The following is a 21,615-nucleotide window of genomic DNA, read 5'->3' as shown; positions in this document are numbered from 1 at the left end:
CCCTACACGACGCTCTTCCGATCTCTACCGGCGTATGATTCCAGCGTCGGATTGACACTCGATGTTGCGCTCGCGCCTGCTCCGGCACCGCCGATAGCAGCAGCCACAGCCGTCGCATACGTCAGCGTGCTGACCTGATCATCCGAACTCGTACTCAGGCTGATGGCACCTGTCGTCGAAGTGACATTGGCATTTTCTGCATAGGACTTGATCGAGCTGGTGACGCTATTGTCCGCCACCGATGCACCGATCGATCCACCCACCACCCCGCCAGCCACGCTAGCCGAACCGATCTGCGCAGTAATGCGGGCCGTTTCGGATGCCGAAAGACTAATGTCTCCAGCGGCTTTTGTCGTGCTTTTCGCGGACGAACTGGCGCCCGCGATGAACGTGGCGATGGTGTTGTTGACCGTGTTCTTGGATTGCGCACCTGCACCGGAGAATGCGACGCCAGTCGGCGCAGCAGCGACAGCCACCGAAGCGGCAATCGATTTCGCGCTGATGGTCGGCGTCGAACTTGCCGTCAGCGACAGACTGCCCGCTGAGGTCAGCGTCGAGGCATCGCTATAGGCGCGTACGCGATTGGTCACCGTGTTTTGCGCGACAGCCGCGCCAACCGAGAACGTACCGGCACTCAAACCACCCGCAATCGACACCGCGGCAGCAATCGTATCGGCCGTCACATTTGCCGTGTCGGTTGCCGTCAGGCTGATGTTGCCGCTGGTGACGGTTTTGACGTCGGAAGAACCACTGATATACGCCTCGACAATGTTGCTGATCGTCGTGGTCGCTTCACCGCCAGCACCTGCTGCTGCAGCGGCGGCCGCACCGCCAGCCAAGGCCACCGCACCACCGGCAGATGTGGCGTTGATGGTTGCCGTTTCCGTCGCGCTCAGGCTGATATTGCCGCCCGTTGCCGTGACCTTGGAACCGATAATCGCTGCCTGCACGGTATTCGTAATCGTGTTGATCGCTACTGCAGCGCCAACCGCGCCGCTTGCGCCAACGCCACCACCGCCAATACCTGCGGCCAGACCGCCCGCATTGGCGAGAATCGAAGACGTATCGGTTGCGCTCAACGAGATGGCGCCAGCAGCGGTGACTTCCTTGCTGCCACCCATCGTGCCGTTGATCGTGGCCTGGACCGTATTCTTGATCGTATTGCGTGAATCCGCACCAGCGCCCGCCACACCGACACCGACCAGACCACCGCCTACGGCAAGTGCGCCGCCCACGCTATAGGACGTGATCGTGGCACTCTCGGTCGCGCTCAAGCTCAGTGAACCGGCCGAACGTACTTCCGACGTATCGATCTGCGCAGCGACTGTGTTTTCAATTTTGTTGATCGAGACGGCGACACCCAATGCAGCGCCAACACCCGCAGCACCAGCACCACCAACCGCCAGACTCAAACCGCCGCCATCAGCATTGATGGTCGCATTGTCCGTCGCCGTCAGGCTCATGTTGCCGCTGGTGATCGTCTTGACCACACTGTTGTTACCGATCGATGCCTTGATCGTGTTCTTGATCTCGTTGCTGGAACCGGCACCAGCGGCACCGACGCCTACGCCGGCCGCACCGCCGCCGCCAACAGCAACCGCGCCGCCAATCGTCATGGCTTTGATATTGGCTGTCGAGGTCGCACTCAAACTCAGATTGGCCGACGTCACGTTGACGACCGAGTTATCGATGTAGGCCTGCACCACATTGCCATCGGTACCAAGATTACCGATCTTGTTGGTTGCGGCCGAAATACCAACCGTTACGCCTACACCTGCTGCACCGCCGCCCGCAGCGGCAATGCCGATGCCACCACCGTTTGCGACGATGGTCGAGGTATCGCTGGCCGTCAGGCTCAGGCCACGTGCGGAAACCGATTTACTGCCGTTGCTGTCCTTGATGTAGGCAGCAATCGTGTTGTTGATCTGATTGTTCGATCCGGCACCAGCAGCCGCGACCGACACGCCCGCCGCACCGCCGCCGGAACCCGCCAGTGCACCGCCGATGGAAATTGCCTTGATGGTGGCATTGCCCGTTGCGGACAAGCCCAGCGTGCCGGCCGAATCGGCGCTCGCACCATCGATATAGGCGCTGACACTGTTACTGATCTTGTTATCGGCCACAGCCACGCCCATCGATACGCCAACGCCTGCCGCACCGCCACCTGCTGCGGCGATACCGACACCACCTGCATTGGCAGTAATGGTCGACGTATCGCTGGCCGACAGCGACATATTGCCGCTGGTGACCGTTTTGACGACAGCATTGTTGCGCACCACGGCCTTGACCGTATTGGCGATTTCATTGCCCGAACCCGCACCCGCCGCACCGACACCAACACCCGCGGCACCACCGCCGGTACCTGCAATCGCACCACCAACCGTGATCGCTTCCACCGTCGCGCCCGATACAGCGCTCAAGGACAGATTGCCAGCCGTCGATGTGACATCGGCATTGTCAATCGTTGCATCGATGGTATTGCCAATCTTGTTGGTCGCAGCCGCGATGCCGAGCGACACACCAACACCCGCTGCACCGCCACCGCTTCCGGCAACTGCCAGGCCACCACCGTAAGCACGAATAGTCGAGCTATCGCTGGCACTGAGGCTGATGCCGCTGGCCGAAACGGATTTCGTGCCATTGCTGTTCTTGATGGAAGCCGACACCGTATTCAAGATCTCGTTATACGAACCGGAACCGGCTGCCGCGACCGATACGCCCGCAGCACCACCGCCCGAAGCCGCGACTGCACCGCCGATTGACAAGGCTTCGATCGTGGCATTCGACGTTGCCGACAACGACAAGGTCCCTGCCGCAGCAACGGTCGAACTGTCGATACTGGCCTCAACGCCATTGGTAATTTTGTTATTGGCAAATGCCACGCCCATCGAGACGCCGACGCCAGCCGCGCCGGCACCGCCCACAGCTATACCGACACCACCTGCATTGGCGCGAATTTCCGATGTGTCGCTCGCTGTCAACGCGATGTTGCCGCTCGTGATGGTTTTGACGTCGCTACCATTCAGGAAACGTGCACGCGCCTTGTTCTTGACCGTATTGCCCGAGCCTGCACCAGCCAGGCCCACACCCACACCTGCGGCACCACCGCCGGAACCTGCAATCGCACCGCCGAGTGTCAAGGCGGCAATCGATGCACTTTCGGTGGCCGAAAGGGAAATGTTATTAGCAGTCGTGGAAACCGTCGCCTTGTCGAAATAGGCATCGACGGTGTTTTCGATCACATTGGTTGCTGCCGCAATGCCCATCGATACGCCCGCACCTGCACCACCGCCCATGATTGCGATGCCCACACCACCGGCATTGGCCGTGATGGTTGCATCGTCGCTGGCTGTCAGCGCAATGGCGCCTGACGCACGTATGCCCTTGGTGCTACCCAGGCTGTTGTTGACGTAGGCTGCAATCGTGTTCTTGATCGTGTTGTTGGAACCGGCACCTGCAGCTGCCACTGCAGCACCGCCGCCGCCAGCCTGCACTGCCACGGCACCACCGATACTCAACGATTCGATCGTCGCCGTTTGCATAGCAGACAGCGACACGCCGCCAGCCGACGTCACCAGCGAATTATCGATATACGCGCTGACGCTGTTCTGGATATTGTTGTCTGCTGCCGCAACGCCTAGCGACACACCGGCACCGCCGCCACCGAAGGCAACACCGATACCCAGGCCGCCCGCATTGGCGCTGATGAAAGAGGAATCCGTTGCGGTCAGGCTGACCGAACCGCTATTGGTCGTCGTGACCGAGCTGGCATTACGAATTGCCGCAAGTACCGTATTGCGAATCGTATTGCCCGAGCCGGCACCAGCCGCACCGACACCGGCACCGCCACCACCGCCGGATACGCCCACGGCACCACCCACTGTCAATGCGCGAATATCTGCATCTTCCGTTGCCGTCAGCGACAGATTGCCTGCCGCGCTGACCGTTGCACTGTCGATTGCAGCCTCAACGGAATCCGTAATTTTATTGACGGCCACCGAAATGCCGATGGAGCCGCCAACACCGCCACCGCCGAACGAGCCGGAAAACGCCAGCGAACCGGCGCCAGCAAGAATCGTTGCCTCATCCGCCGCCGTGATGCTCAGTGCGCCGCCATTGGCAGCCACACCCTTGCTATCCGCCGCAAGACTGTTACGAATGACGCTCGATACCGTGTTCTTGACCGTGTTACCGGAACCGGCACCAGCGCCCGAACCCGCAAACCCGCCACCGCCCGTGCTGACACCGACTGCAACGCCAATCGTCAGCGCTTCGATATCCGCTTGTTCGCGCGCATCGAGTTTGATGCCACCAGCCGACGTCACCTTGGCGTTGTCGATATACGTACCGACCTTGTTTTCGACCACATTGGATGCGACCGAGACACCGGCAGCAATACCCGCGCCGCCTTCCTTGGCGATTGCCAAGCCGATACCACCCGCCAGCACACGAATCGTCGACGTGTCCTTGGCATGCAGCGAGATACTGTCAGCCGCCGTCCCCGTCGTCGTGACCGAAGCCGCGTTCAGAACGTATGCTTCGCTGGTGTTACGAATGCGATTGATCGATACCGAACCACCCAGCGCGAACGTCCCCGCTGCGGCACCCGCCACCGTGATGTTGTTGATCTGACCGTTGTAGAGCGAACCGATTTCCAGCGAAACGGCTTCTACCTTGCCCGTGCCCGTCACGTTTTCGATCGAGGCACGTACGATGTTGTTGTTGGTCGTGGTCGGGTCGTTCGGATCGCCACCTAGATAGTTATAGGCGACCGACGCGCCAATGGCACCAGAGCCACCAGACGCACCAATGCCCGAGATTGCCACCGCACCTGCCAGCGAATTGATGGTTGAATTGTCGGAAGCCAGCACGCTCAGCTTGCCGCCTGCCTTGACCTGCCTACCATCGCCGATGTTGGCGATCTTGGCCGTCACGCTGTTGCGTACCCAGTTCAGCGCGACCGAACCCGCACCTGCAACCGATTGCGCACCACCGCCGCTCACTGCCATTGCGGCGATCTGCACGTCCAGACCGGTAGGCAGCGTGGTCGGTTTGGCAAACGTTGCATCGACCGTGATATTGCCGGTCGTTGTCTTGACCGACGAGTTGTCGATCAGGGCCGAAACAGAATCCTGAATGCTGTTGACCGCCAGCGCCAAACCGACGCCGAATTTGCCGCTGAACGAAGCGCTGATATTGCCCGCCAGGGTAGCAATCGACGCCGTATCCTTTGCCAGCACGGCCACATCGCCTTGTGCCGTCACGTCGGAAGCGGTTGTCACGCCACCAACCGTGCCTGCCTTGATGGCAGCGCTGACGCTGTTGCCAATCATGTTGACCGCCAACGACCCGCCGATTGCGCCGCCTTCGCTGCTGGCCGCACCGCCGATGACCACGTTAATCACGCGTGCCGATTCTTCCGCACTCACCGTCACATCGCCTGCCGTGGCCACAACCTTGGCACCGCTGATTTGCGCCGTCACATTGTTGCGTACATCGTTCAAACCGATCGATGCATTGACCGCCGTGCCGCTACCAACCGAAATGCCGAGCGAGCCCGTACCAGAATTGACTTGCGAAATATCGCGTGCCATGACGATGACATCGCCCGAGCCCGCCGTCACGGCACGTGCCGTGCCGTTGACGCTCCCGGTATTCGAGATATATGCCGATACGTTCATGCGTACGAAGTTCAGCGATACCGCACCCGCGCCGGATGCATTTTTCCCGCCTGCACCTGCGATGGTGACACTCGTGATCTGCGACCCGATTGTTTGCGGCAATGCCACGGCGATGCCTGCTGCATTGACCTGGCTCTTCTTGACGACGAGGCTGTGATCGGTGCCGGTACCCTTGCCGGTCAGCGCAATCACCTTGGCGGTCGTACCGGTGGCATCGGCATACGTCGATGCCACGCGAATATGCGTGGCATCGACCTTGATGACGTAATAGGTTTCACCATCGACGAGGCCGCCGATGGCCGTATTGCCTTCAGCACCCTTGCGATACACAAACGCATCGCCGGTATTGAGGTTGTGCGCCGTACCGAAGGAAATTGTGTCGGACAGATTCGTCGATACCGTGACGGCAGTAATCGGATTGAACGTCTTGGTCACAGGTGCCGTGACCGCCGCGACGACCTGCGTCAGCTTATGGCCGGTACCCGTGCCCCGCGATGTCAGCTCGATGCCGATACCGGCAACGGCATTCGCCTTGCTGGTCGCAAGCTTGATGGTGTTGTCATCGATCTTGATGACGTAGTACGACGTATTTTCGGCCAGGCCACCGATGTTGGTACCGGTGCCATGCGTGTATTTGATTTCATCGCCGGTCACATAACCGTGCGCGCTGCCGAAATTGATCTTGCCGCTTGCATGTGCCGTCGTATCCAGCGCTTGCGAAGGAGCAAACGTGAGGACCAGTGGCGTGGTGCCGGCACGCGTGAGCTTGTGCTCGTTGCCGGAACCCACAGAGGTTAGCGCAATGGCCGTTCCTGCGGTGGCATTGGCAGCAGAGGTCGCCAGTTTGAAGCTGGTGTCATCGATCTTGATGACGTAATAGGTCGAACCTGACGTCAGGTTGCTGATGTTGCTGCCGCCACCATTGTTATAGACGACCTGATCGCCTGTACTCAAGCCGTGCGCGTTCGTGAACAGGAAGGTGTCACGCGTGGTTTGCGTCAGATCGACCGTGCCCGAAGGGTCAAAGGTCTTGACGACTGGATCAGCGGCTGGCGCAACGTAAGGCGTCAGGCTATGATCAGAGCCTGTACCGACATTGGCAAGCGCAATACCCTGATTTGCGAGTGCATTTTCCTGTGTGGTTGCGAGCTTGAGTGTGTTCGCATCAACCACGATCACGTAGTAGGTCGTACCCGATGTCAGGCCGCTGATCGCGGTATTACCGGCAACACCTTTGTTGTACACCACGGCATCGCCGGTCTTGTAACCGTGCGCAGTCAAACCAATCGTGCCGTTCGTGGTGGTGACTACAGTAGACGGATTGACGGTCTTGATACCAGCCAGCAGCGGGCTGGATTCCAGCGATTTGTTCGGATCGTCGAAACCAGCCAACACGATAACGGACGCATCTGCGGCAACAGCAGAGCTGTCAATATAGGCCGTCACACCGGCTGCGGTTACCGTACCAGTACCCGTTACGCTAACGTTCTTCGAGCCGTCAGCATCGCTGGTGGATGGTGCATCGGCGACAGAAATCGCGTTCGGATCAGCCATATTGGCTGTGGTACCGACGTAGTTATACGAAAGCACGGCGCCAATCGCCGAACCCTCGGTCGACACGCCCACTGCCAACGCTGCCGAATACAGCGCAGCGGCTTCGCTGGCGATCACGCTGACATTGCCCTTGGCGGTGACGTTGGAGCCGTTGTTGATATGCGCATCGATCTGATTTGCGATCGAATTAATCTGCAAGGTGCCAGCACCGCTGGTGGACTTGCCGCCACCACCCGCCGCACCGATGCCGACCAGCAGCGCGTTGGAACGCGCCGTTACATCGACAGCACCATTCGTGCTGCTTACCGTCGAGCTATTGATGTAGGCGGTGATGCCATTGCTGACACGGTTCCAGCCAATTGCTACGCCAACGCCTTTCTCGGTAGTCGAGACACCGACCGCGCCTGCGAGCGATACCAGCGTGGATTTGTCCTGTGCCGCCACGGCAATCGCACCGGCGAGGTACAAGGATGAACCTTTTACATGCGCATCGATACTGTTGATGATCGCATTGATGCCGATCGAGCCAGCTACCGTCGATTTATCCGACCCCGCGCCACCAATGGCGAACGACATGATCGTCGCTTCTTCCTTGGCACTGATAGTGGCCTTGCCGGTGCCATACAGCGTCGAACTCTCGATCGCCGCCAAGGTATTGTTGCTGATCGCATTGACGCCGGCAGCCACACCAAACGCCTTGGTCTTGCCAAACGCAAAACCGCCGGCAAAGGCATAAATCTGCGAGCCGTCGCGTGCCGATACCGTGATATCACCAGTGGAACCGGTCGGCGAGGTGCTATTGAGAATCTTGGCCGTGCTCGAATTGTCGATCACGTTGACGGAAATCGTGCCACCGACTGCGGCACCTTGTCCGCCAGTACCACCCTTACCGATACCTGCCGAAGCGGCGACCGAGATGATCATCGCGTCACTGTCTGATGTGACCTTGTACCCGCCCGTCTTGGTCATCACGGCGGAATCCACCAGCGCCGAGGTATTGTTGGCCATCACATTGACGCCGATACCCACACCAAAACCGCTCTTGCCGCCATAAGCGGCTGCGCCAGCAACACTGACGATGTTGTTATCGTCCTGTGCATCGACCGAAATCAAACCAGTGACGCTGCCACCGACATGGCCGAACTTTGCTTGGGTTTCCTTGGCGGTGACGTTGACCGACACCGAGCCGGCAATCGCCGTACCGCTGTTACCGGTCGCACCACTGACGCCGGCTGCGAGCGCGGCGATCCAGCCCGTGCGCGCTGCTGCAATTGACACGCTGCTGGCGTCGAGTGTGGTGACGTAATCGAGGAATGCCTGGGTATAGCCGCCAAAGAAATTGATACCGAATGCACCCGCCAGTGCCTTGGCCGATTGGCTCTCATCCTGCGCTTTGGCAAACGCGACCGAACCCGCCAGCGACGCTACCATCGTATTGTCGCCAGCATCGATCTTGATATCCGTCGCCGTCAGGCTACCAAGCTTGTTGATATAGGCGCGCGTGTTGTCATAGACGATATTGACCGTGACGGCACCGGAAACGGCTGTGCTGCCTTGTGCTTTCGCTGGTTCCTCGGTCGCTTCCTTGGTTTGCTCGTTGGTCTTGTTCAGATCCTTGAGCACAGCCTGCATCTTGGTTTGCCAGCTTTCGAGATCAGCCTGACTTTGCGCTGTGCCATCAGCGCCCTGCGTACCGCCCGTGCCGTTGACTGGTGGCGTGCTTGGCGTGCTATCTGCCGGCGTCTGCGCCGGCTTGCTGCCAGCTTTACCGCCTGCGGCGGCCAGACTGACAATCACGCCGCTATTCTGCGCCTGCACATTCAACTTGCCGCTGGCAGCGAACGAACCGCCTGCTGCGCCCGTGGCACCCAACAGACTGCCGATCACAGCCTGCGTATCGCGCTGAATGACATTGCCGGCAATCGAGATGCCAACGCCGGTGTTTTCACCAGTGGCTACGGCACCTGCGACAGTCACGACATAGGTGCGATCAAGCGCGCTCACGTACGCCACTGCACTCGAAGGATCGGTGCTGCTCAAGGGCTTGCTACCCAGAGAAATCGCAGCGTTGTTACCAACCTGCGCCAAGGTATCGTTAAGCACGACATTGGCAACCAGCACACCGTTGCCCGCCTTGGCGCCGCCACTGCTACCCGACGCGCCAAACACGGCTGAAATCACATCATTACTGGCGGTGACGGAAAGATTGTCGCCATACAACGTGACGCCATCTTCGATGGTCGCCTTGACGTCATTATCGAAGACATAGAAGCCCATCGACGCGCCGACTGCCGTACCGCCTTCAGCCGATACGCCACCGCCCGGCTTGGAAATGATGTCGTCCTTGGACCAGTTCTTGAATTCGGTTGCGCCCGAAATACCGGGCGTCTTGAGGTTGCCAACGATGCTGACCAGATTGGCGATGCTGGCCGCATTGACTTCAATCGTCTGATTTCCCGAGCGCTGGGAACTCTTTTGATTGATCTTCGCGCCATTCTTGATGCTCGCTTCGGCATCATGATCGAGTACCAGAACACTCAATGCGCCTGCACCCGGACTGACTTGTCCTTCGGCCGTCGAATTACTCCACGTATCGATCAGGTTATCCATGAGGTTATCGTTGAGATAACCGGCCACGTTCGAAACGAAATTCTTGCCGATTGCCATGGATGGCGAACCAAGATCACGCCATTGCGTCGTATCGGTATAGTCGACCTTGGACAAATCAATCGCGCCAGGCAGAGTGGCACCGACAAATTCATACCAGTTGCCGACGTCGCCACCAGCCGAATGGCCTTGCTTGACTTCGACCTTGTCTCCGCGAGCAACCTCCTTGGAACCATCTGTGCTCAGGAATTTAGGCGTTGTGCTGTCCTTGTTGAAGGACTTCACCAGATTCACGCCCCACAAGGAATCGGGATCGATCTGGTTGATCGTCTTGCCCTCGACCTTCAATGCGCCTCGGGCATCGACCTGTGCATCGCCATTGATGATGGCCTGTGCAGTATCGCTATAAACGCCGACGGCAATCGATACCGAAGCACCCCACTTGGCGTTGGTGCCGATGGTTTCAGGCTTGGTTGCTTCGTTTTCAATCGATGAACTGGCACTGACGCTCGGACGACTTTCCACCAGTGCACTGACCGAAATATCGCCACCTGCTTCTACCTCTGCCGCGGCGAGCGTCGCGGCACCATCGCCAATGCGCGCCTGCACATCATTGATATCGATAGCGACGGCAAACCCGGCACCGATATCCCACTTGTTGGATGCAGGCTCTTCGATTTTCTTCTTGAGCCACTCGCTTTTCTTTGCGATGCCCATGACATAGTCTTTCGCTTTGTCACCAAGCGCGGTCGCTTTCTGCCCGAGTTTCGTTTCCTTCGCCTTATCGACGCCAGCACCCTTGATGGACTTTTCCAGATCGGTCAGCAAGTCGCCGGTCGATTTACTACCCACGCCTGCACTAGCAGACACACCGCTGACGGAATTGGGCACCATGTTGAAGAACTTGGCACGCTGGATTTCTTCCTGCGTCGCCTCAGCTTCCACTTCGATATCGCCCGTAGCCTTGGCATAACCATCCAGATAAGCATGGGTGCTGCCGTTCTCTACCGCCACAGCGAACGCCATGGCGACCTTGCCATCTTCCGGCGACACCGATTCCGACAGGGTACGCGTGCGATCAATGGTTTCTGCCTTCACCGCAATTGCACCGCCGCTGGTAAGGCGCGACGTGCCAGTGGCCTGGGCGGTTGATTCCGAATTCACGACGTTGACAGCAAGTGCCACATCGTAGCCCTTGACTGCCTTGGGTTGCGAGACGACGTCGGACGTATTGTCGGCAGAAGACATCAATGTGATGTTGCCGGTAGCATTGATCGTTCCGGCCACCGTGACAATGGCGGTCGTATCGGCAATACCGACCACGACGCCAAGACCGAATCCATTCGTCTTCGGCACAGCGACTGCCGTCGCCGTGGCATAGGCAGTGAAATCGTTGGTGGCCGTGATGACTGTATCTTTATCGATGTTGATGGTCGCGCGCGAAGTCGCCAACGACACACCAGCGATGATGGAAAGATTGCCTTCCATTGCGCCGAGCAACTTGCTGACTGCCTTGGCAAAACTGCGCCCCAACCACGAATCACCAAATTCGAGATCGTACTTCTGTGCGATCGCCTTTGCAGTTACCGTGACATTGCCGCCCTTGATTTCAGACTTGGTAATGTTGACCGAGGCGGAATTGATATCGATGTTGGCAAAGCCAGTACCGGTAAAATCCTTGATCAGGTCTTGTGCCACCAGCTGGATATCGCCATTAGCGTTAGTCGTATCCGAACTGACCGCAAGCAATTTGCCATTCGCGATATCGATCGTGCGCGCAGTGATGGTGATATTGCCTGCCTGTGAACCTCCCGTTGAAACGGTGTAGCCATTCAGCGTAAAGCTGTCGTATTCGAACGCAATATTCTGGCCTGCGGTATCGAGATTGCTGCCAACGGTGCCTGTCTCGCCCTTGAAAACCAGAGTCGCCGTTGTCGCGCCGGCTGACATGTCGATCCATGAAAGATCGGCACTTGTCAGGTCACCTGCGCCGAGAATGTAAATGTTGTCTGCAGACGTACCTGCACTGACCTTGACTTTATCCCCTGCATTCAAGCCGGCAACGTCGACGTAGAAAGTGTTGACTTTCTTGCCGCCACGCAAATCATCTTTGCCACCGTTACTGTAGAAGGTCACATTGCCCACATCAAAGGCGGAAGCATCGATGATATTGGCGCTGGCACCACCTTTGAGAATGGCATTCTCGATCGATGTGAGCGTACTTTCATCCGTATCGGCAACGATGGTCAGCTTGCCGTTCGTGAGCGTCATGTTGGCATCACGCTGTTCGACCAACGTATCCGTGCCGCCTTTGCCATCGATGGTGTTCTTGCCTGTACCGCCGGTCAGGAAATCGTTACCGGCAGATCCAATGAGGGTGTCATCTCCCGCACCGCCATCCAGCGTGACGTAGCCTCCTCCCACCAAAGCGTGGCCGGTATAGCTTGTTGCGTTTGCCGTGCCACCAATCAGGCCCAGCCCCGTTGCTGAGGTAGACTGTCCGCCTTGTTGCTTAACCTGATTGTTTTCGACTACTAAAGCGCTGCTACCACCTGCTGTATCCGTGATAACAATCTTTCCTGCTGCATTCAAGACGGCGGTCAACTTCGCATTTGCCGTATGGATCGCTTTCAGGACATCGTTTATTGAATAGGCTTTCGAAACATCGACGTTCACCTTAGTGCCATTTGACATGGTGATCGTGAAACCAAACTCAGTTTCCTTCTCAGCAAAGATACCGCTGCCGTTGTTCAGGAAGTCCAGCGGCGTATCAATGGACAGACCCGTGAACGTGGAGGCATCCAGCGTATTCGCGCTTACGCCACCCGTCAGCGTGGCGCGTTCAATACCCGAAATCGCGAACACATCGCTACCGACCGTCAACGACGTATTGGTCAGCGTCATGTTGGCATCACGCGTGACAATCAGCGTATCGACACCACCACCGCCGGCGATAGTGACATCGTGACTATTGGTCTTGATCGTCAACGTATCGTCGCCGTCGCCACCGTACAGTTCATTCTTGCCGGAACCGCCGATCAGAACGTCATCGCCGATATTGCCATCGAGTCGCAAATTGCCGCTGAAGCCCGAACCGTCGAGCGTGCTGTTGCCGATACCGGCAGCGAGTCGCGCATATTGAATACCGCTGATGGTGGAACGACGTATTTCGCTGACCTTGGTTTGCGAGATACTCACACCACCACCGGTGAATGCAGCGGCGGCAACCAGCGTTTCTACATCCACGCCGGCGAACTTACCGCCAAATGTGGCGGTCCAGCCATCCGTGGTCGCCACAACGGTGACGTTATTGCCGATACTGCTCAGCGAAGCCAAGGCCGAGCGCACCTGCTCTGCCGTTGCATTGAACGCCAAGGCAGACGTGGTCTGCTCGCCGAATTTGAGTGTGAATGTGCCTGCAGTGACCGTACCCGTGCGCTGAATCGTCTGAACAACGCTGGATTCAGCCATGTCCAGATACGTATCAGTCAATGTGAATTGATTGCTACCCAATTCAAGCAAGCTATTGTTCGTACCGGAACCGACGATCTTGTTGACACCGCCACCGCCGCTGAACAGATTGCTACCATTGCCACCATAAAGTTCATCATTGCCCAGACCACCCGACAGCGTGTTGGCGCCGCCGCCGCCCTTGAGAATATCGTTGCCGGCACCGCCATCGAGCAGCACCGTCATTGTCGTGACGGCCGATGCATCAAGCGTGTTGTTGCCGTCGCCACCATGCAGTTCAACCTTGCTGATACCGGTCAGCGTATCGGTTTCGCTGACGCCAGCCACCGTGATCGTCAAGCTGGTATCGGTCAGGACGAAATCCGCATCGCGAAATTCGACAACGGTATCGATACCGCCACCGCCCGTAATCGCATCGGCACCTGGGCCGCCAGTGATGACGTTATTGAGTGCATCACCGATCAACGTATCGGCATAGTTCGAACCGACGATGTTGTTGAACAGGCTGATGGACGTAAAGCCGGTGGCGCTGCCGGTACCGAGGTTAACAGTAACCGCGGAGCCATAGGCGGAATAATCGAGGGTATCGGTGCCTGCAGCGTTGCCGGTCAATACGGAGAAACGCTCGAACGACAGCTCATTGAGCTTGCCAGTGCCAGCAGCCGTAATTGCCCAAACGTTGTCACCGGTACCACTGACAAGCGTATTCGTTACTGTCGGCGATGAAGCACCGATGATCTTGTTGATGTACGAGAACGACAGCTTGTCGTTGACCTTCTGCGCACCCAGATCGACCTTGAGATTGGTCGACGTCACATATCCAGAATAATCGAGTACGGTCGTGCCGCCCACCGTTCCCGTAACCGAGCCGTTGAAATCGCCAACAAAGTAGAACGTGTTGGTGCCGGAACCGGTAATCAGATTTTCAACATTGCTTGCGTGTACCTTGTTGAGCGGCAAAAGCACGTCCACCACATCAATGCTGCCATCGGCATTGATAAAGAAATGCAGATCGCGCGTTACTTGCGAGAAGTCCAGCGTATCGGTACCGCCTGCCACCTCTTCGGTCACGACATCATTCCCGAAGAAATTCTCGAATTGATAAGTATCGTTGCCGGTCTTGCCGGCCATGACGTCGTCACCAGTACGGCCAGACGTCACATCGAGACTGGTGCTCGTCAGCACATCATCCGCGAGATCCTGCCCGACCAGCATGTCCAGCGTATAACCGTACACATCCAGCGAATAGGTACTGGCCTCGATCTGCCCCGTTGCGTATTCGAGCGCCCAGTTACCGCCCAGGTCGGCCGCACCGGTACGGTCGGTCGATGCCGCAACATCCGCACCTGTCAGGCGCGCCAGGCTATCGACGAAATTGATACCGTAACTACCCTGCGCCACATCGCAACCGTACAGCAGGATATCGCCGCCAGCGTGCAAGGCCTTGCCCCACGACGCAACACGATCCTCATACTGATCGAGGTTGCCACCGTCGAGTTGCGTACTGCCCAGGTGCAGCGAACCGCTACTGCCATGCGACAGAATCTGGATCGCATCCAGATCCTTGTAGGCGCCGAGAATGGAGCTGATCTGTTCCACACCATCGAAACGTGCATCGAGCACGATCACATCGACATCGCCGCGATGGATAACCTGCAATTGCGCAGCCAGCGTGGTTTCGCCAGACGGATTTTGGGTGTCGTGCTCCGCAGCCGGACTACGTTCGCCCGCTGGCATGGCTTGCAACAGACCATCCAGCAAGGTTCCCGTGTGCGGAATCGAAGGATCGACGATGATCAATTGCTTGGCAGGGGCCAGCGATTCGATGTGTGCTGCAAAATCGGCCAGCGCGATGCCGATGCCAGGCATCGCCTGACGCGTCGTATCGGGCTCGGCAAGCGAAACCGAGGTATGGCCAGCCTCGGCAGGTGTCGCCGTTTTGTTTTCTGCGAGCGGATTGCCAAGCGAGGCATCGGGTGGCGGTGTTTGCGTCGACAAGAAAAGTTGGATTTGCCCTGGCTCATTGATCAGCAAGGGCGCTTCGAGCACAGGCTGTTGCACCGGTGGCGGCGGCACAACCAGTTCGGCAGAAAGCAAAAAACGCTGTTCGAGTGCTTCGAACAGCGTTTTGCGCTTTGCGCTAGGTCGTGGTGCACCAGACCGACGCGAAGATCCGGTTAAACGCCCTCTCAGGGATGCCAATTTTTTCGAAGCCATATCGAATTCCAGTTTTCGTTGTTCTTTTTATCGCTCTGCAAATCCGATGCCAGCCCTGATCATGAGGGACTGTGCATCGGATTCGGCCACACTGCTTACTGCATCGCCCTGCTGATATTCATCAAATCTTCTTCGCTCAACGTACCGGCAGCCTGCTTGAGGCGCAGCGTGTTGAGCTGATAGTCATAGCGAGATTGCGCTGCATCGCGACGCAGCGCATAGAGATCACGCTCGGCATCAAGAACGCCAAGAATCGTCGTCAAGCCCGCCTTGTAACCTTCTTCCTTGAGCGAACGTGCACCTTCCAATGCCTCGACGGACTTGGACAATGCCTGCACACGCACCTTGCCGCTCACGACACCTTGATAGGCAGCACGTGCCTGACGCTCCACCTGCCGGCGATCACGCTCAAGATCCTGTTGGGCCGCACGATAACGCGCCGCAGCAGCACCGGTCTGTGCACTCGTTGCACCGCCTTCGTAGATAGGAATGTTGATGCGGAACATGACGTCATTGGTATTGACGCTACTGCCACCGCCGAACAAGCTGCCGCCCGTCGTGCGCTGATTACGCGAAATCGCCAGATCGACAGTCGGGTAGTAACCGGCCTTGCGTTTATCGAGTTCACGATTGGCGACTTCCACCGCCTGCTTGCGGGCCTCGATCAGCAGATTTTTATCCAGTGCGGAATTGACCCATTCGTCAGCATTTTGCGGATCCGGCGTTACCAGCGGCACGTCACGTGGCAATGGCCTCAGTTCGGCAATCGTCACGCCAGTCACTTCCCGTAATGCTTGCACCTTGTCGGCCAGATCATTTTCCGCAGCAATCACGTCCGACTGCTTCAAGGCACTACGTGCTTCGGCATCGTACAGATTGACCTTGATTGCTTGTCCGCTCTTGAATTTTTCTTCCGCAAGCATGAGTTGACGCTTGATCGACTCCTGCTCGCCCTTGGCAAACGCCAGCGCATCTTGCGCTGCCAGCACCGCCATGTATGCGGTTGCAGTACGCACGATCAAGTCTTGCTCAGCGGCAGCGTAGGCAGCCGCGGCCTGCTTTTCGGAAGCCTTGGATTGCTGCCAGTTACGCCACGCAGCAAGGCGAAAAACAGGCTGCGTGATCGACAGGGTACGGTCGTTGGTCGGATACGTCGCCGTCCCGGTCGCAAACACGGCGTTCTCGCTGCTGACGATGTTTTGGTTGGTATTCGTACGCCCGTAGATGTAGGCCACCTGCGGCAACAATCCCGCGCGCGCCTCTTTCACACCGAAGCTCGTTGCTTCGTATTCCGCACGCATCGCCAAATATTTGGGGTCGTTCTGCTTGGAAAGTTCGTACACTTCCATGAGGCTTTCCGCTCCAGCGGAAGACAGGCATGCAGCACCCAACAGCGCTGCGACGAAAACTCGTGATGGCACAGTGTTCATTATCGTTTTTTTGATTCGGTTTCAGCACCGGAACCGGCACCAGGAACAGCTTGCTCTTCGCTTTGTCAGCCACGCTGGCATCGCAACAACGTCAAACCTGAAACATCGAAAACCGTGCAAAATGCGATGCAACGCCTCCACTCCCTGTTGCATGTTTCACTGTCGTTTTCGAACGTCTTACATCTTTCTTACGGGCACGATTGTCATCCTTTGCAAGTCCATAAACAAGCAAAAAAATGTCTCAAAAGTAACAAGTGAAAATGGAAAAAAGTAACATTTTCCTTACGGAAACTAATGCCTCAAAAAACGGCGATTTAACATTTCCAAAAGGAAATTTTTCTGCTGATCGATGGGGCAATCTCTGGTCTGAAAAAGGCTTGCGTTTGGCGTTTGGCGATGGTGAAAAGCAGACCACCGTTGCCCTGGAACCCGCTACAGCAAAGGCGCTTGCAAAAAAACTGCACGAATGGATCGAGAATTACGAAACGGCATCAGGGACGTTGTGGTCCGAATTTGCAAACAAGATTGCGGTAGCAAACGATCGCCGGCTTTTTGGAATAGTGCCGCAAGGAAATGCTTCAGGATGTTGCCAATTCCCAACAGCAAATTTGCTTGCCAATCGACTCTATTTTTGCATTCGTTCCCTACCGCTCGATGGCTGCGAACGTTCTTTCAAAATGCGTTCTTCCGAATTGCTTGATGAACGTTTTCTTGCTGGCCTCGCCTGCTCTCAAATCGCCTTGCAGGACGTCGAATACATTGCAACGTCGCTACAAGCGCCGCAAGATTTTTTGCGTACCATACAAGCACAATGGCAGCATGCGCAGTTTTTCCACATCGGCTTTGAGCAAGGTTCAAACAGCGCTACTTACAAACTCTATCTGGAGTTTTCACAGAGAGAAAATCTGCCGCTGTATATCGGCTACAAATGGAATCCCGAAGATCCGCTGCAATGCAGCGTGTCGCAATACTCCCGATTGACAACACCATCAGGCGATGAGGCATGGCGCGATGTGCTCACAGCTTTCTATCGTCAATCGGATAGAGAAGTGCTGCGCATTGCCTACGCCATTCTGCAACTTGCCAATCAAAGACTGACAGCCCGCAATGAAGGGGGATCGCCGTTGCTGGTCGAAGTGCACGACACGGATACTTCGCGCAAATCCTTTGATCTGAATCTGTATGAAAGTGGATTGCGGATAGCCGACATTACCCCACTACTCAAACAGTTGGGCACGCACTTAGGATTGCAGGAAGAAAAACTGGAAGAACTATTGAAACGCACCGAAGCGGACTTTGTTGGCCACATCTCCGGTGGTATCGATCGTCACGGGAGCGCGTTCTTGACGACTTACCACGCCCCCGCTACTAATCAGGAAGACAACGCTTAGTGAACGACCGCGTTACCTGCACCTTCATCAGCAGCAACTGCCGATGTAGCAGCGGCTGAAGTCAGGCGACGGACATCCATGCGGCGCGCCAGACGCGTCACATTGTTCAGCGACATCAGATGGGCATAGATCCATCCAAGATAACCGGTGCGAACCAGTTCCAGCATGGTCTTGTCGTCAAGCGCGTTGAGCTTAGCTTCATCGATGACCCATGCGCCTTCCAACGTCTGCTTGGACCCCTCGCGTTCGATGGTAACGACCTTGGACGTCAGCAAGCCAAGTTCTGCCATTTTTTCAGCGAATGCCGCAGTACGCTTCATTTCGCTGTGGAACAACACGAGAAACTCGATGACTTTTTTCAGATACTCAGTTTCGGTACCGTCTTCGTTGAACAAAGCTTCCCCTTGCTCTTCGTTCAAGCCTGGATAAGCCTCATCCACGCATACCGTCAACGATTCCGCACCTTCGCCACCGGCGAGTACGAAAGGATAACGACGAATAAATGCAGGAATATACGTATTCGTTTCCCAATGGCCGTTCTCATCGACCATCAGGTTATCTTTTTCACCGAGACCGACCAATGCTGCCAACGTGAAAGGACCGCCTTCCTTACCGACAAACACGATCGGATAATCGCGCGACGCTTCAGCAAATTCGCTACCGGCGACCAGTACCGAGTTGGTCTTCGAAGCGAAAGAAAAATGGTTGGCCTTCAACTGAAGCTTGAGCTTCTGATGACGCTCGCGATTAAGCGCGACAGCACGCTCATAGAAAATCATTGTTGTCATTGTTGTCCCTGATGATTCGAACGGCGGAAAAGACAGTGAAATCTTCACTGCGAAATTTGAAAAAGCAATGCATTGTGCGCTATAGCATTGCCGATGCGCAATGACTAAACAAGGACAATTCTTACCTTGAGAATTAGACGTCGCTTTTTTTCTACATCACATTCACAAGGATGCAATATCAATAATTTCCACGTGGAAATAAAAGTATTGCTAGCAAAATAGTTTTAATGCCATGCAGTCGTAATGCTTCTTTCGAAATTCTGCGCGGATACTCACTTTAAGTAGTAGAAAAGATTTAAGAGAGTACAAAAATCATAAGCGGCCGCGCGGCTTATTAAACACGCTTGAACGTATACTCACGCGCTTGAAATTACAACGCCTCGTGCTCAAGCACATCATCGAATCAATACACGGATTGATACACATCGGCTTGTCCCCAGCGATCCTCCCAATGCTGCAGATAGCGTCGCGCCAGTTGCGCATGATTCCACACAACGAGCACATTCTCGCTATTGCTTTTTGCGGCTGCCGCACTGTAGTTGAAACTTCCTGTCTGCACAGTCTTTCCATCAACGACAATGTATTTATCGTGATGCAGCGTATAACTCGCAATCGTTCTTGTTGGAATATCCGCATTAACAAGAAGATTCAATGCGGCGAAGTTGGCCTTGCGCTGATTCGCACTTTCGTCGACCAACACCTTCACATCGACTCCGCGACGTTTCGCCCGAATTAACGCACGCGCGACATTGGCTGAAGTAAAAGAGTAGGCGGCGACATATAAGCTCCGGCGCGCAGCGTCGATCACTTTCAAAACCAGTTGCTCGCCCCCCGCATCAGGCGAAAATGCTGATTCGATACGGGTATTATTTGTCGGTGAAAAAGCGTAATCGTTTTCTGCAGCCTTTGTGGAAGAAAGCAGCGACAGACACAACCAGAGGGAAAGCAACAGATGTCTCATGCGTGAATCTGGAACAAGACAAGTTCGTAATGAACGGTACACGGGAAGATTGGCGGAAGCGGTGAGATTCGAACTCACGGATGGGATTAACCATCGACGGTTTTCAAGACCGCTGCCTTAAACCACTCAGCCACACTTCCTTCTGGAATACCATCACCGGCAAGAGGCCGATGTGACGCTGCATGGTTAAGCAGCGAGCGACGAGCGTCGCATTCCAAGACGCGCATTATACCCAAGTCAGCGCAGCTTGCCGAATCAGTTTGCGTCTGGCAAAAAGAGTTGTTGCAGATCGTTGAGAAACCGCTGGCCAAGCATGGTCGGCTTGAGCGTTTTGTAATCGCGATACAGCAGTCCTCGTCGCTCAGCTTCGTTCAAGGCAGTCTCGATACGATTGAGCGCAAGACCGGTACGTTCGGCAAAGAGATTGGCTTCTACACCATCGGTAAGTCGCATGGCATTAAGCATGAACTCGAAGGCGAGCTCATCTCGCGCGACTTCGATCTCTTCCTGCACGGCGTTGCCCTGCCGCATGTGCTCCAAATATGACTTGGGCTGCTTGTAACGTGCCTGACGTATTACGCGATGTGGAAAGGAAAGCTTGGAGTGCGCACCAGCGCCGATTCCCAGATAGTCGCCAAATTGCCAGTAATTGAGATTGTGACGCGCCTTGCGGGTCGGCTGCGCATAAGCCGACACTTCATAATGGGCATAACCGGCTGCACTGGTGACCTCAGTGATCATGTCCTGCATGTCGGCACTTGTATCGTCATCCGGCAGTGAGGGCGGATATTTCGCAAAAACAGTGTTCGGCTCCATCGTCAGGTGGTAGAGCGACAGATGCGGTGGCGCACAGTAGATCGCAGTTTGCACATCCTTGCGTGCCTCCTCCAGCGTTTGCGATGGCAAGGCATACATCAGATCGAGATTGAAATTGTCGAAATGCGCATGCGCAATATCCACGGCACGGCGCGCTTCGTCGCCATCATGAATACGCCCTAACGCTTGCAGATGCAAGGGGTTGAAACTCTGGATACCAATTGATAGACGATTGATGCCGCTTTCGCGATAGGAGCGGAATTTGTCGCTTTCAAAGGTGCCGGGGTTGGCTTCCATCGTCACTTCCACGCTCGGATCAAACGGCATCAGCGTGCGAATGTCCGATAGCAGACGATCCAGCCCGCCCGCAGACAGCAGGCTGGGGGTACCACCGCCAATGAAAATCGTATGCAGCTTGCGCCCCCAAATCATCGGGAGCGATATTTCCAGATCGGCGCGCAACGCGGCGAGATATTCTTCTTCGGGAATTTCTCCGCCGGCCTCATGCGAATTGAAATCGCAGTAGGGGCATTTACGTACGCACCACGGAATGTGGACGTATAAGGACAACGGCGGCAATGCGGCGAGATTGAGCGCACCCGGCTTCAGATACGACATTGCGACACGCGATGGTTCGCTGTGATCCAGGTGATCGGCGATCTCGCTCTCAATCGGCTTGATCGGAATCATTGCAATTTT

5 protein-coding genes and 1 tRNA gene are annotated in these 21,615 nt (G+C 56.2%); 1 reads left to right on the top strand and 5 read right to left on the bottom strand.

The features are described from left to right. Positions 1-15,625: 15,625 nt before the first annotated feature. Complete coding sequence (locus QZ725_RS08270; protein WP_293778376.1) at positions 15,626-16,879, bottom strand: TolC family outer membrane protein; 1,254 nt, start codon at positions 16,877-16,879, stop codon at positions 15,626-15,628. A gap of 341 nt (positions 16,880-17,220) precedes the next feature. Here QZ725_RS08270 and QZ725_RS08265 point away from each other — a divergent pair, with 341 nt between their 5' ends. Continuing rightward, positions 17,221-18,351 (top strand): hypothetical protein, encoded by a 1,131-nt coding sequence (locus QZ725_RS08265; RefSeq protein ID WP_293778374.1) that lies wholly within the window; start codon positions 17,221-17,223, stop codon positions 18,349-18,351. On the opposite strand, the gene QZ725_RS08260 is transcribed toward QZ725_RS08265, so the two are convergent. From QZ725_RS08260 to hemW, 4 genes are all read right to left on the bottom strand, one after another. Further along, on the bottom strand, positions 18,348-19,139 hold the full coding sequence (locus QZ725_RS08260) for a SapC family protein (protein ID WP_293778372.1): 792 nt from the start codon (positions 19,137-19,139) through the stop codon (positions 18,348-18,350). The genes QZ725_RS08265 and QZ725_RS08260 overlap by 4 nt on opposite strands. A 403-nt stretch (positions 19,140-19,542) precedes the next feature. Beyond that, positions 19,543-20,100 (bottom strand): phospholipase D family protein, encoded by a 558-nt coding sequence (locus tag QZ725_RS08255; protein ID WP_366773971.1) that lies wholly within the window; start codon positions 20,098-20,100, stop codon positions 19,543-19,545. Positions 20,101-20,150: 50 nt separating this feature from the next. Next, a tRNA-Ser gene (locus QZ725_RS08250) sits at positions 20,151-20,240 on the bottom strand. A gap of 115 nt (positions 20,241-20,355) precedes the next feature. Next, positions 20,356-21,606 (bottom strand): radical SAM family heme chaperone HemW, encoded by a 1,251-nt coding sequence (hemW, locus tag QZ725_RS08245; RefSeq protein WP_293778380.1) that lies wholly within the window; start codon positions 21,604-21,606, stop codon positions 20,356-20,358. Positions 21,607-21,615 lie beyond the last annotated feature (9 nt).

The sequence above is a fragment of the uncultured Oxalicibacterium sp. genome (genome assembly GCF_913776015.1).
Classification (GTDB): domain Bacteria; phylum Pseudomonadota; class Gammaproteobacteria; order Burkholderiales; family Burkholderiaceae_D; genus Oxalicibacterium.
This window is presented reverse-complemented; position numbering and strand designations above follow the sequence as displayed.

Bases quoted from the DNA above. Each gene is read 5' to 3' on its own strand.
- hemW (WP_293778380.1), bottom strand. From the start codon at position 21,606: ATGATTCCGATCAAGCCGATTGAGAGCGAGATCGCCGATCACCTGGAT.
- QZ725_RS08270 (WP_293778376.1), bottom strand. From the start codon at position 16,879: ATGGAAGTGTACGAACTTTCCAAGCAGAACGACCCCAAATATTTGGCG.
- QZ725_RS08260 (WP_293778372.1), bottom strand. From the start codon at position 19,139: ATGACAACAATGATTTTCTATGAGCGTGCTGTCGCGCTTAATCGCGAG.
- QZ725_RS08255 (WP_366773971.1), bottom strand. From the start codon at position 20,100: ATGAGACATCTGTTGCTTTCCCTCTGGTTGTGTCTGTCGCTGCTTTCT.
- QZ725_RS08265 (WP_293778374.1), top strand. From the start codon at position 17,221: ATGGAAAAAAGTAACATTTTCCTTACGGAAACTAATGCCTCAAAAAAC.